This window comes from Sphingomonas sp., from assembly GCF_050725575.1.
Classification (GTDB): domain Bacteria; phylum Pseudomonadota; class Alphaproteobacteria; order Sphingomonadales; family Sphingomonadaceae; genus Sphingomonas.
In genome coordinates this window covers 1-12522 of sequence record NZ_JBOHHW010000036.1, presented here as the reverse complement: position 1 = coordinate 12522, position 12522 = coordinate 1, and the positions used below count along the sequence as shown (strand labels likewise).

At 65.4% G+C, this 12522-nt stretch carries 17 protein-coding genes; 12 read left to right on the top strand and 5 right to left on the bottom strand.

All coding sequences use genetic code 11. The features are described from left to right. Positions 1 to 64: 64 nt before the first annotated feature. From ACRECS_RS19860 to ACRECS_RS19840, 5 genes are all read right to left on the bottom strand, one after another. Complete coding sequence (locus ACRECS_RS19860; RefSeq protein WP_431584682.1) at positions 65 to 184, bottom strand: benenodin family lasso peptide; 120 nt, start codon at positions 182 to 184, stop codon at positions 65 to 67. Positions 185 to 258: 74 nt separating this feature from the next. Further along, positions 259 to 888 (bottom strand): GntR family transcriptional regulator, encoded by a 630-nt coding sequence (locus tag ACRECS_RS19855; RefSeq protein WP_431584681.1) that lies wholly within the window; start codon positions 886 to 888, stop codon positions 259 to 261. Then, positions 885 to 1763, bottom strand: a complete 879-nt coding sequence (locus ACRECS_RS19850; RefSeq protein WP_431584680.1) for a phytanoyl-CoA dioxygenase family protein — start codon at positions 1761 to 1763, stop codon at positions 885 to 887. Before ACRECS_RS19850 ends, ACRECS_RS19855 begins: the two co-directional genes overlap by 4 nt. Next, complete coding sequence (locus ACRECS_RS19845; protein ID WP_431584679.1) at positions 1753 to 2370, bottom strand: acyl-homoserine-lactone synthase; 618 nt, start codon at positions 2368 to 2370, stop codon at positions 1753 to 1755. Before ACRECS_RS19845 ends, ACRECS_RS19850 begins: the two co-directional genes overlap by 11 nt. Positions 2371 to 2444: 74 nt before the next feature. Beyond that, positions 2445 to 3224, bottom strand: coding sequence for a LuxR family transcriptional regulator (locus ACRECS_RS19840; RefSeq protein WP_431584678.1), 780 nt, complete (start codon positions 3222 to 3224; stop codon positions 2445 to 2447). Positions 3225 to 3400: 176 nt separating this feature from the next. On the opposite strand from ACRECS_RS19840, the gene ACRECS_RS19835 reads away from it, so the two are divergent. The 12 genes from ACRECS_RS19835 to ACRECS_RS19780 all read left to right on the top strand — a co-directional run bounded on the left by ACRECS_RS19835 (position 3401) and on the right by ACRECS_RS19780 (position 12409). Continuing rightward, a complete protein-coding gene (locus ACRECS_RS19835; protein WP_431584677.1) occupies positions 3401 to 3607 on the top strand; it encodes a transcriptional regulator domain-containing protein in 207 nt (68 codons plus the stop codon). Positions 3608 to 3638: 31 nt separating this feature from the next. Continuing rightward, entirely contained in the window at positions 3639 to 4187 is a 549-nt protein-coding gene (locus ACRECS_RS19830) for a DNA -binding domain-containing protein (protein WP_431584676.1), read from the top strand. 314 nt (positions 4188 to 4501) lie between these two features. After that, positions 4502 to 4789 carry a hypothetical protein gene (locus tag ACRECS_RS19825; protein WP_431584675.1) on the top strand — a complete coding sequence of 96 codons (288 nt, stop codon included), beginning with the start codon at positions 4502 to 4504 and terminating at the stop codon, positions 4787 to 4789. 12 nt (positions 4790 to 4801) lie between these two features. After that, on the top strand, positions 4802 to 4936 hold the full coding sequence (locus ACRECS_RS19820) for a hypothetical protein (RefSeq protein ID WP_431584674.1): 135 nt from the start codon (positions 4802 to 4804) through the stop codon (positions 4934 to 4936). After that, on the top strand, positions 4905 to 6347 hold the full coding sequence (locus ACRECS_RS19815) for a S1 family peptidase (protein ID WP_431584673.1): 1443 nt from the start codon (positions 4905 to 4907) through the stop codon (positions 6345 to 6347). Before ACRECS_RS19820 ends, ACRECS_RS19815 begins: the two co-directional genes overlap by 32 nt. 79 nt (positions 6348 to 6426) lie before the next feature. After that, positions 6427 to 6789: a hypothetical protein gene (locus ACRECS_RS19810; protein WP_431584672.1), complete on the top strand. Its 363-nt coding sequence runs from the start codon at positions 6427 to 6429 to the stop codon at positions 6787 to 6789. Between the two features lie 235 nt (positions 6790 to 7024). After that, entirely contained in the window at positions 7025 to 7936 is a 912-nt protein-coding gene (locus tag ACRECS_RS19805) for a hypothetical protein (RefSeq protein WP_431584671.1), read from the top strand. A 61-nt stretch (positions 7937 to 7997) separates the two neighbouring features. Further along, positions 7998 to 8339 carry a hypothetical protein gene (locus tag ACRECS_RS19800; RefSeq protein WP_431584670.1) on the top strand — a complete coding sequence of 114 codons (342 nt, stop codon included), beginning with the start codon at positions 7998 to 8000 and terminating at the stop codon, positions 8337 to 8339. Between the two features lie 55 nt (positions 8340 to 8394). Next, positions 8395 to 8598: a hypothetical protein gene (locus tag ACRECS_RS19795; RefSeq protein WP_431584669.1), complete on the top strand. Its 204-nt coding sequence runs from the start codon at positions 8395 to 8397 to the stop codon at positions 8596 to 8598. A 403-nt stretch (positions 8599 to 9001) separates the two neighbouring features. After that, complete coding sequence (locus ACRECS_RS19790) at positions 9002 to 10084, top strand: ArdC family protein (RefSeq protein WP_431584668.1); 1083 nt, start codon at positions 9002 to 9004, stop codon at positions 10082 to 10084. Beyond that, positions 10081 to 10479, top strand: a complete 399-nt coding sequence (locus ACRECS_RS19785; protein WP_431584667.1) for a DUF2958 domain-containing protein — start codon at positions 10081 to 10083, stop codon at positions 10477 to 10479. Before ACRECS_RS19790 ends, ACRECS_RS19785 begins: the two co-directional genes overlap by 4 nt. 88 nt (positions 10480 to 10567) lie before the next feature. Next, positions 10568 to 12409, top strand: coding sequence for a ParB/RepB/Spo0J family partition protein (locus tag ACRECS_RS19780; protein ID WP_431584666.1), 1842 nt, complete (start codon positions 10568 to 10570; stop codon positions 12407 to 12409). Positions 12410 to 12522: the final 113 nt, after the last annotated feature.

Genomic DNA, 12522 nt, shown 5'->3' with positions numbered 1-12522 from the left:
CATCCCCCGCGGCAAAAAGGAGCGGCAAGGATGCGCGGCCGAGCGGTCGCGCATCCCGTTCCGGTCAGTCGTCGCTGAGGCCGGGCACGAGCTGGCCCAGTGCTATATCGGGCTTCGGCCCGAACTGGCCCTTGGTCTCGACACTGGCGGTGCCCAGCTCGATGATGTCGTCGTCGCGATCCATCACACATTCCTTTGGTTGTCGCCGCTGGATTGCGGCACCGGAAAGGCTAGGGCGAGCGAGCGACTATCCGAACTTTATAAGTCAGCAATAAAGCGATTGTTGGCGTCGGGTTGATAGAGCGCGTGTGCGATGCGCGGCGTCGCCGCGATCCGGCGACGATGATAGGCCCGTACCAGCTTGATCAGTTCGCCGGGCGCGCCATGATCGAACGCCGTCGCAATTGTGCGGATCTCCGGATCGATCGCGTCGAGCACGCGTCGTTCGGCGCTGCGCGCCGCAGCCAGCCGATCGCTACAGGCCTGAAGCTGGACACCATGCTCCGCATTGGCCGAGCGCGCGCCGATCAGCGCGAACAATTGCCGTGTCGCGCGCGCCGCGTCCGCCGACAGCGCGTCGCCGCGCCCCATCTCCTGTCCATGCGGCCAGGTCCGCACGGCGAGGCGGACCAGATCGTCATTCCATGCATAAAGCGCGCGCAGGCCGGACTCGGTCACGAGCGGCAGATGGAAGCCGTCGCTGGTCCGGGTCTCGACCAGCCGCTCGCCCGCGAGGCGATGGAGCGCGTCGCGCACCGGCGTCACGCTGCTCGCGAATGCCTCACCCAGCCGCGCCGGTTCGAGCCGCTCGCCGGGCCGCAGATCGCCGGAGAGCAGCCGCTCCTTCAGCGCGTCATAGACGCGCTCGGCCGTGGCGCCCGAATTCACCGCCGCCGCCGCTGGTCGGCGACATAGGCGGCCACCAGCTCGGCTTGGTCGGGCCGGAGCTCGTCGATGGCGCCGAGCGGCGCGTCGGCCGAATCCGAGAGCAACACCGAGGGGCAGCGCCCTTCATAATTGCCAAGATTGGGGCGATGCTGGCGATAGCCAACCAGTGCGGCGAGCTCGGGCGAGAAGCCGCGCGCGATCGCCGGCGGATAGGCGAGCCATTGATTCTCATAGGGCTTGAGCCAGCCCAGACAGTAGCTGATGATCATGCCGCGCCGGATGTCGCGGGACTCGTTGCCGCCGGCGCCGTGCAGTGTCGAACCCAAAAATAGCAACGCATCGCCCGGCTGCATGTCGACGACGACCGGATCGCCCGTAGGCGCATCGGTCAGCGCATTCGCCCCGTGGCTGCCCGGCCAGATGAGGGTCGCGCCATTATCGGCGCGATAGTCGGTGAACGGCCACATGACGTTCACCAGATATTCGACCTCGCCGATGGCGCCGCGCCACATGTCCTGGTCGCGGTGCGGCAATTGCGGGAGCGCGCCGGGATGGAGCGCGATCGCCTGGGCGAGATTGAGCTGGATCGTATCGCACCACGGCGCCAGCACCTGCTCGGCGAGCGCCAGCACCTCGGCATGGCGCACGAACCGTTCCGTGTCGCGCGAGCGGGCAAGCAGGCGCCCGAAGCGCTTGGTCCGCTCGCCGTAGAAATCGCCCTGGCAGAACGGTGTCTCGTCGAACGCCGGAACAAGCGCGCGGTCCAACGCTTCGACCGCCGCCGCTGGCAGCGCGCCGCGCAGGATATGATAGCCATTTGTGCTGAGCGCTTGCACCAGGTCCGGCCCGGCGCAAGCGGCGCGGTCATGCGGCATGAGGCATCTCGCCGACAAAGCTCGGCGTGCCGCATATGCCGGCCCGCTCAAGCAGTGCCGGGGTTTCCGCATCGATCTCGATCGCGATCGCGCCGAGACGCGATCCCGCGATGTTGCGGGGCGCGCCGAGCCGGTGCGCGCGCCAGCCAAACGCCAGAACCTGTTCCATCCAGCCTTGCTCGGCGACGCCGGTGTAGAGCGTGATGCGGTTGTTCGCGCCGAACCGCGCAAGCGCGCTGACCAGTTCGTTGCGCGTGGCGCGGCGTTCGCGTGTCGATAGCGAGCGCTCGAGGCAGAAGCGCGTGATCTCGAAGATCGTCTCGCCGCGCGGTGGCGGTCCGTCGCACAGACAGGCGAACATCGTATCGAGAATGTGCGGGCGCGTGGTCGGCAGCAGCCGGGCCGAGGCGCGATGCGCGCCATCGGCACCGGCGAGCACGAGATAGATCGCGTTCGGCGTGTCGAACTGGTCGATCTCGAACCGGCCGGCGCGCACGGGCACGTCCCAGCCGAGCAAGTCGACGAACACGCGCTTGCGCGCGTCGAACATGTTGCGCAGCACCGCATCGCCAAGATGCGGTCGCACGCCTTCGATCAGGTATAGCATCGCGAACCTCCCATGCAGGTTCGCGCAAGCGTCGCGGGTCCGGCCGCCAGCCGCTATCCCGGAAAAGGGGGATATCAGCGCCGGGCGATGTCGGCGAAGCTGATCGTCCCGTCGAACAATGCGTGGATCATGAGCGATGTCCGCTTCTGCACGCCGTACCGCTCACAGGCCTGCTTGATATGCTGCGCGACGGTTTCCTCGCTGATCTCCAGGATCCGGCTGATTTCCCAATCGCTTTTCCCCCGCGCCGCCCAGATCAGGCAATCGCGCTGCCGGTCGGTCAGTCGAGGGCGTTCATTGCGTCCAGGCGTCCGCACTCGCCAGATCCGTCGCGCGCCCTCAAAGGCGAAACCGCCGACCAGTTGCGCCAGCGCGAGATTGCCTGGCGGGAGGGTTTGGCCGGTTGCGGTCGCGAACGAGCACGATCCAGTCACCTCGCCCGGGACATGGGCCGGGATCGTGCATCCCCCGCCGATGCCATGATCGACGGCAAGCGCGAGGATGCAGCGGTCCTGAGGCGTCAGCGAAATCATCTCCGGGACGTCCTGCCAGGCAAACGCGACCGCGGTCTGCTGGCTGGCGCGATGGATCGGGTCGGCGGCGGCGAGGCCGTTGCGATCGAAATACTCCACCCAGCGTGCGGGATAATTATGCACCCGGATCGTCGAGCCGGGCGCGGCCTGCAAATCGACATGGTGGGTGAGCGCGAAATAATCATAGCCCATCCCGGCGGTGATCTCGCTCAGGATATCTGCCAGATCGGCAGGACTGTTCGCGCCCGCGACGAACTCGATGAACCGGGCCAACGCATTACACATGCCCATGAGGCACACCGGCTTCGGGCGGCGTCTCAAGCCGCCGTTGCTCCCGCAGCCGACCTTTCCTTGACCGTGCGCCTCGCCAGCCGGTCCTCGCGCCGGCGTTGGAACGCGGTTGAAAAGACGGGACGTTTTATTGATTTCGCCGCCACGATCAAATCCATTTCGGATGTAATCCGGCAGTCCTGGATCTTTCCTGGCTGCGATCACCGGTGACCGATGAGGCGGAGGGGGATCGAAACTGGCGCGACGCGGCGCGTTATCGCTCACTGGCGGGCATCGATCGTGCCGGCCTGATGTGGGAATGGCTACGCCGTGATCCGGATTATATCGCCTGGTATGCCCGTGCGAGCGACGTCACGCGGGGCGTCGGGGCGATGCCGCCGGACGCCTTGTCCTGGGGGCTTCATTTTCGCTGAGGATCCAGCGATTACCGCCCCCGAGGCGCGATTGATCTGGCATGCCGATCTTGATCCGGGCACGCTGGCGGTCGAGGCGGTGCCGACGTCGTGCTTGGATCCCGATGCGATCGATCCGGCGGCGCTTGGCGCCTGGCTGACCGCGATTGCCGACCAGGAGGGGTGCGAACATGCTGTGCTCAGCGATGGCTGGCATCGCATTCGGTTCGACGTCGAGATCGGGACCTTGTCGTCGGGACCGGTCGCCTTGTGTTATCGGCTCAAGGGCAGCGTGTCGGCGCGGCCGAAATTGCTGCCGTTGCGGCGCCTGATCGAATTTTCGCTCCATCGCCGCTTCCTGCGTTCGCTTTATCCGCCCGATCCGCGCGTCGCCCGCTGGCTGGTGGCGCTCCAGGTCCGGGACGGCCTCGCATCGGATGCGAGCCTGCGCGAAATCGGCGAGGCGCTCTACGGAATCGAGCGGGTCGCGGCAGATTGGGACGGCGCCTCGGAGTCGCTGCGGTCGCGCGTGCGCCGGCTGGCGACGGAAGCGCGGCGGCTCGCCCGAGGCGGCTGGCGATCGCTGATGCGGCGCGAGTGATGATGTGCCGCAAAAGGCATGACGGGTTGGGCTTCCCGACATCGGTGCGCCGTATTTCTCCTTGCGATCATCCTGCCGTGCATTTCGATCGATGGCGGGAATCGAACAAGACAGCTGGCGGGAAAGATTTTCGGAAGATGGAGAATTTATTACCATTTTGGCTCTTTATTCCTGAGCAACTATGGCCATCTTTTTGAGTAATCTGGAGCAAGTCCTGATCATCACAAAGATTTTGTATCAAGAAATGGCTCGCAGAAGTTCGGATTTAAAGATATAGTTTTACCAATTGATTGGCATTCCGGGGGAGATGTCGGTTGACTTGGCTTGCTTTTGGTTTTCTCGGCTTCCTGATCGGCAATCTTACCGGATTGAGCGCGTCCCCGATTGCGTCCGTTCTCATCCCCACGCTGTTCACGCTTTTTGGCGGATCGCTACTGGCCTATTTTTCGAAGCTCGATGAAGCGCTCAGAATTGTCAGCTCACGCTGTCTCGCGGCATTCTCGCTGGCATGTCTCATCGGGGTGTATTGCGGCATTGCGGTCAATGCCCGCCAGATGCTCGGGCCGCCTCCCTTCCAAAGCGTTGCTGCCAGTAGCCGGTAGGATGCCAAGCCGGTGGAGATCTCCTCCAGCTATCTCAGGTCGGAGGAACTCCGGGCAAAGGTCGATGTGACCAAGCGGCGGGTCGATACCGGCGAAATCACTAGGGAACAGGGCTATGAAGAATTGGCTCGCGCGGTTGCTCGCTGACCGGCGGGGAGTCGCTGTTCCGCTGTTCATCGGACTGATCTCGTCGATCGCATGGGCGGTGCCGGCGCACGCGCAGCGGAGCGAAAGGCAAATCGTCACCATCTATGGTGAGCTTGGCAGCAAGCGCGTTTCCCTGGGCAGCGGCTTTGTCGTCGCCGGGGGTGTTGTCGCTACCGCTTATCACGTGGTGGAAGGTGCAACGACGATCGAGATTGCGGTGCCCGGTACCGTGCCGCTGATCCGCGCGGCCGCAATCAGGGCTATTGCGCCGCGCCAGGATCTCGCGCTTCTGACGGTACCGGCGTTAAGATCGGTTGTGCCACTTCAGCTCCGCCTGACGCTTCCTACGATCGATACCGGCTTAAAGATGGTCGGCGCCGCGGCAGGCATCGCAGGGTCTACATATCGGGCCAGCCTTGCCCATGCCAAGCCGATCCCGCTTACGTCGTTCGCGGATGGGCAAGGGCGGCCCTTTTATCCGAATATGGGGGACATTCAGGTCCTTCATATCGGCGGTATTATCTACAACGGTCTGAGTGGTGGCGCGCTTCTCGATGCGGACGGGGCCGCGCTTGGCCTGATCTGTGGTAGCTTGAACATCGGGGGTGCTGCTGGGTGGGCCATACCGAGCGCCGCGATCCGGCGGTTGCTTGCCCAGCCGGACCTCGCGCGTCCGATCGCCGGTTTCGCATGGCCTCGCGGATTGCGGTCGGGGGCAGCGAGGTCGCTTGCCTATGTTCGCACCCTCGATCCCGGCGTTGCGGCCACCGTGGACGACTTCACGGCCCTCGCCAACCGTCTGGCCGAGGTAAACCGCCAAGTCGGCCTCAAGATGTTCTGGGCCACCTCGTCGCTATCGTCTTTCAGCAGCGCGGTGAGCGCTCACCGCTCAAGCGCGCGGATCCTCGCCAATGGGCCGATCCCATGGCCGGTGGAGCGGTTGAACGATTCTCTTGCCGACAGGGACCCGCAAACGCTCCGCGACGTCCGCGTCCTGCTGGTCGAGCGCTTCTCGCTGGATCGCCGGCTTCGGGCGGCCGTGGCGCGGCTGGATCAGGCGGCCGCCAATCCGGCTCTTGATGAAACAAGCGCCGCACGAATCCGGCAAACGGCCGAACAGATCAAGCGGTCTCAGCCGGACATTGCGACGACGACTTTTGAAGTGCTGAAGGGGATTGACCGTTCCCAGATGCTGCAATCACTGGACACGCTCGCGGCGCATTTGGGTGGGCCGTTCCAGGACTCCGGTGCCGCCTTGGTCTATGCGCGCCGTGCTGACCGTCTGCGCGACCAATTGGAGCAATATGGCTTGGTCAACGATTGGTTCTTTCACGAGCAGGCATATTATTCCGAGGCGGCGGCGTTCATCCGTCGATACCGGGGTGTGGTCGTGTTCGTGCCGGAGCGATGACTGCGCAACGCAAGGGTCTGGCTTTGGCCCTTATTACCGGGGGGGCATCCACTGCCATTTGGGGATTCTGGATAGAGATATGATCACGCTTGCGCGAGCGATTGAGGCAGTCAGCGTCATGACCGGCATTTCATTTTGTATCAGCACGCTGGCCAACGCGATCGCATTCGCGTCGTTTCTTGAGAAGGTGAAGCATCGATTTCTTCGCCGCGCCGCGATCTATGGAACGCTGTCGATCGCCATTTTTATCGCGTTCATGTTCAGCCCCTCGGCGAGCTATCTCAGCGGGCTCAGGCTTTCCGCTGAAAGTAAGGTTGCCCCGCAATGCGCTGGCGCTCCCGTCTTGTGGCTCGGGTCCAGCGCGGCGATCATCAGATGCCATGACAGCATTCGTGTTTATCGAGCCTTGGATCAACTCGTGATGCGTCAGGGAGATCATTAAAAATGGCCAGTGCAATCGATGCGGATCGGGCCCATGTCGTCCGTCTAACGCCAGGCATCGGCAGTCTGACGCTGCAAAGCCGTGCAGGCGCCTGAATGGCTTTTCCTGAAGTTTTCGACCGGACTTTGCCGCTCCCGCAATTGCGGCAATCTGTGTCCTCCCTCCGTGCACTCCAGATGATGCTAGGCCGCGATATCGCGTTCACCATAGACAGGCGATCGGTCGGCAGATGGACTTGAACGAGCGTTATTATGCCCCCTTTGATCGAACCTATGCGGACGTCACCAAGCGCATCGAAGATGAGGCCGAAAAGCTTTCCGGAGCCAATGCCGCATGGCTCCACCGCCTGGTGGTCACCTTTAAGCGGGAACGCACCTTGTGGAATTCCCGGCCCGAGTTGGCCGGTTACCGGCTGCGCTGGCTGCTCTTCCGAAGCAAAGCCCTTCGCCTAGTCGCGGGTGCCTTTCTCCATATCGGCTATGACCTTCCGCGCGCAATCGCCGACGACTGGCCCGGTACGGGCGTTTGGCATGGCGGGCCCGATGTCCCGGAGGGCAGGAAGATCTATTTCAGGCTCAGCAGCATCTTCCCCGAGTCACTTGTTCGGTCATCGCGCGATCCACGGACGATCGGCATCTCCGCCATTTTCCTTCGGCTGGCCTCGCGCCGGGCACTGACCGCAGCCGGCATATGGGTCGACCATCTCAGGCAAGGGGCATGGATCCATGCAGAGATTCTGTCGGCCGCATCGGACCGGTCTTCACGAGAGGCGGCGATGGCAGTGGCAATGACCGCTGCACTTGAGGATGCTTCTCTCCTTCCGCCCTGGTCGATTTTCCATCTGAGGCCGCCGCATGATGCGTTCTTCTCACCTGCCTGGGCGGCTGTCGCGGCAGCCCTGCCACCCCTGGTTGACCAGTTCGGCGATGCGCTCAGTCTGGTGATCATGGTCAGTCTTGTAACCTGGCAATTGATCCACGGCCGCCTCCAACTGAACTCGATCGCCGACTTCATCTATGCTTGGGGGTATCTGCTCAACGACTATCTCACCATGGCGGTGCGAGAGCCCGACGGCTTCGACGGCTATCGCCAGCGGCGCCAGGCTGAACTCGGCATCGTGCCTGGTCTTGGCGCATCGACGGCCTGAGGGTGATAGAATCGGCTTGGGGCTGATGACGATCAGCGGGACGGCGACAGGGGAGACAAGAATGACGATGCCATGGGACTGGGAGGCGCTGCAGCGCAAATTTAGCCGGCATGCGGCCTTGAAGAGGCAAGGCGCCGATCGCTGCCAGTCCCAAGTGCGCAACGGCAAGACAGATTATAAGCGGTTCCATGATGAGGACTTGGCCGAGCACATGATGGCGACCTTCCTGAGCACGAGTGCTGCCCTGACGAGCCGGGATGCGCTCCTCACGCAGCTTGCGGACCTTCAGGAAAGCGTGGCGGACGGTCGGCACGATGCCGAAGGCATGTACAACGCCAAACATTATAGACAGGCGGCGAGGAAATATCTCAACACCCTTATCGGGGATTTCGCCGGGCAGTAGCGCGTGATCGACCGGCAGCTTGCGATGTTCATAAGGGTTCAGTGAGGATCCGGAGGTGGGCGCCCCGCGCGGGCCCCGTGCCCGCGCGATCGCGCTCTATGGCTCGGGCCATGACCCTCGCCACCGAGCCCTGCCGGGTCTCGACCTGGCGGTGACGATCGGCTGGCGCGGGTCAGCAGCGGCTGACCCTGAAAGAGCGGGGCTGATGACGCACACTGCCGGGCGGCTGCGCTTCGCCCGGACAGGGTGCGGTGCCTGATCGCGGCCCCGCGGGCGCTCCGGCTCGGCGACCGGGCGGCGCGCCCGGTTTCGCTGGCGGACGACAGGCCCCGTCCGCTGGCGCGAAGCCCGGTTCGACGCGGCTGATCCGTCCGCTCGCTCGGGGAGCCCGTTATTGTCGGGGCGGGCGGTGCCCGCCAAGGGCTGCGGTCGCCGCTGGCGCGGCGGCGTTGTCGGGCCTTTCCCGGACAAGCGCGGGTGAGCGGCGCTCCCTGCTAGGCGCGGCCGCGGTGCCGGCAAGCCGCGTGCCGCGGCTCCTCCACTTTGTTCCGGCCTGACGGTGCCGGCCCCGCTCGGGGCCGCGCCTCTTCGGTCGCCGGCGCCGCCCACCCCCGCTTTTCCGGGGGCCATGCAGGTTTTGGGGCGGGGCCGGAGGCACGGACATGACATCGATCCCTTGCGCGCGCGCCGCGCGCGCTGACCGCCGCGCGAACCGCAACCGCGCGGCACAGCCCGAACGGGCGAGCCTTTATGAAGACGTCACGCGCCGGATCATCGGCGAGCTGGAGGAGGGGCGCTTCCCATGGGTTCAGCCATGGGGCGCGGTCGAGAACGGCGCGCCCTGCTTGCCGTGCAACGCCGCCACCGCCCGGCCTTACTCGGGGATCAATATCCTGATCCTGTGGGGTGCGGCGATCACCCATGGCTATCGCGCTCAGGGCTGGCTGACCTTCCGGCAAGCGCTCGATGCGGGCGGTTCGGTGCGCAAGGGCGAGCGCGGCACGACAATCGTCTATGCCGACCGCTTCGTTCCGCGTGACAGCGAGAACCGCGACGCCGATCGCGCGGCGCACCCGTTAAGCGGTGCGGCGGGTGAGGGCGAGGCGGCTCGCCCGGTCGCTTTCCTCAAGCGCTTCACCGTCTTCAACATCGCGCAAATCGACGGCCTGCCGCCCGACCTCCTCCCCGACGCCGTGCCGCTCCCCGACCGCGAGATCGTGCCGCTTGCCGAGGCGGTGATCGCGGCGAGCGGGGTGGATTTCCGCATCGGCGGCAACCGGGCTTGCTACGCGCCCGGCCCCGATGTCGTGCAGGTTCCGCCGCAACCGGCCTTTTTCGTGCCGGTCAATTATTACCGGACTGCGCTCCACGAACTGACTCATGCCACCGGCCATGCATCGCGGCTGGCGCGCGACCTGACCAATCGCTTGGGCAGCAAGGGCTATGCCCGCGAGGAACTGATCGCCGAACTCGGCTCGGCGTTCCTGTGCGCCGCGCTCGGCATCGTGCCGACCGTGCGCCATGCCGATTATCTGGCAAGCTGGCTCGATGTGCTGCGCGAGGATTTGAGCGAAGACGCAGCGGTGCGGGGGACCGGCGCGCCGCGCGTGTGCGCCATCTTCCGTGCTGCGAGCGCCGCCAGCAAAGCCGCCGACTGGCTGCTCGCGCGGCACCGCGCCGCCGGAGGCGAGGCGCTGGCGCAAGGCCCGGCGGCGACCGCGCCCCAACCGGTGTACCCGTCATGACCCTGCTCACCGACCCCTTGCGCGCCGCGCTTGTCGCAAACGCCGTCGCTTCCGCCGAACAACCGCGCCACGATCCGTTGCCCGTGCTCAAGCTGTTCAGCCCGCTGGGCCCTGCGACATGGCTTGCCACCGAGTTGATGGACGATGGTGACAGCCTGTTCGGCCTTGCCGATCTTGGGTTCGGCTGTCCCGAGCTTGGTTATTTCAGCTTGAGCGAGATCGCCGCCCTTCGCTTGCCCTTCGGGCTCGGCATCGAGCGCGATCTGTCATTCGCCACGGTCCATCCGCTTTCGCTCTGGCTCGCCGCCGCCCGTGCTGGCGGGTCGATCCAGGTCGCCGAGGCATGGCTTGCGCACCGTGCCCGGGAGCTTCCGCCCCATGACCGGGGCGGCTGACGCGCGGGCGCGTTCTCGCCCGCTTTCGAACACCGGTCCCGCCCGGCCCGACAGGTCGGTAGCGCCGGTCCTTACAAGGAGTGATCCCATGAAACTCGACTTCATCGCCCCCGACAAGCTGTTCCTCGACAAGAGCAACATGCGGCACGGCAAAAAGCCACCGGACGTATCCGACCTGATGCCGACCATTCGCAAGCGCGGCATTCTCCAGCCGCTGGTCGTGCGGCCCGCGCCTGACGATGACCGGTTCGGGATCGTCGCCGGACGCCGCCGCTGGACCGCCGACAGTCTCGCGCGCACCGAGGGCATCGACCATGGTCCGCTGCCCTGCGCGATCCTTGACGACAGTGACGACGCGGATGCCATCGAGGCGTCGCTGATCGAGAATATCGCGCGGCTCGACCCCGACGAGGTGACGCGGTGGGCAACCTTTGTCCGGCTGGTCAAGGAGGGCCGGACGCCCGAGGACATCGCCGCGACCTTCGGCTTGCCCGACCTTGCGGTCCGGCGCGTGCTGGCGCTCGGCAACCTCTTGCCGCGTATCCGCGACCTTTATGCGCGGCAGGAGATCGATGCTGCGTCGATCCGCCATTTGACCTTGGCCAGCAAACGCCAGCAACAGGACTGGCTGCAACTCGCCAATGATCCGCAATGCTGCGCACCGACTGGCCGCGACCTCAAGGCATGGCTGCTCGGCGGGCAGGTGATTCCGGCGAGTCATGCCCTGTTCGACATCGCCGAAAGCGGGCTCGCGACGGTCGCCGACCTGTTCGGCGAGGATCGCTATTTCCCCGATCCCATGGTATTTTGGGAAGAGCAGAATGCGGCGGTCGAGGCACACCGCGCGGCCTATCTGGCGGTCGGCTGGGCTGAGGTCATGATCATGCCGCCCGGCGAGTTTTTCAGCCAATGGGAGTATGAAAAGACCTCCAAGCGCAAGGGCGGGCGCGTCTATATCGATGTCCGGTCGAACGGCGAGGTCAGCTTCCATGAAGGCTATGTCAGCCGCCGCGAACACGCGCGGGCCGAGCGCCAGCAGCCGGGCGGCGAGGCAAAGCCCGCTCGTCCGGAAGTCACGAGCGCGCTAGGTACCTATATCGACCTGCATCGCCACGCCGCCGTTCGCGCGGTGATGACCGGCCACCCGCATGTCGCGCTGCGGCTGATGGTGGCGCACGTCATTGCCGGGTCGCCGCTCTGGTCGGTCCGTCTCGAGCCGCAAAGCACACGCGATTTGGGCGTTTGCGAAAGCGTCGAGACTTGTGCGGGCGAAGCCGCCTTCGACCGGCACCGTCGCGCGGTGCTCGACCTTCTGGGCTTTAACAGCGAGGAAGCAACGGTGACCGGCGGCGATGGTGACCCGTTCGGACGGCAAGGCGACCGGCTGACCGCGATCTTCCTGCGCTTGCTCGACGTGCCCGATACAGCAGTGCTCGATGTGGTCGCGGTGGTGATGGGCGAGACGCTCGCCATGGGCAGCCCGCCGATCGATGCGCTGGGGCTGACGCTCGGTATGGACATGGCCGATTGGTGGCAGGCCGACCCCGCCTTGTTCGACCTGATCCGCGACAAGGAAGTGCTTGGCGCCATGGTCGCCGAGGTCGCGGGACCGACGATCGCCAGCGCCAATGCGGGCGAGACAGGCAAGGTCCTGAAGAAGATCGTCACGGATCATCTGGCCGGTGCCGATGGCCGCACCAAGGTCGAGCGCTGGGTCCCTGGATGGATGCGGTTCCCGCCCGCCGCTTATACCAAGCGGGGTGGTGTGGGGTCGGTGACGGCTCATGCCAGGGTCGCCTTCGTGCTCGCCGAACGTGATCGCCCGGAGCCCGATCCGGCAGCGCCCGCGCCCGCCATCGATCCCGGCATGGACGAAACGCCGGAGCCGCCAGCGCCGGTCGCGGTGGCGCCCGAAGCGCTCGCCGCCTGATCGGTCCTCACGATCCCCGCGCGAGCCTTGTCCGCGCGGGGCCTTTGTCACGCCTTTGAACGTGCAGCCGCTCGAAATCCGGCCGCGCGCCCGCGCCCCTGACGGGGCGCGGG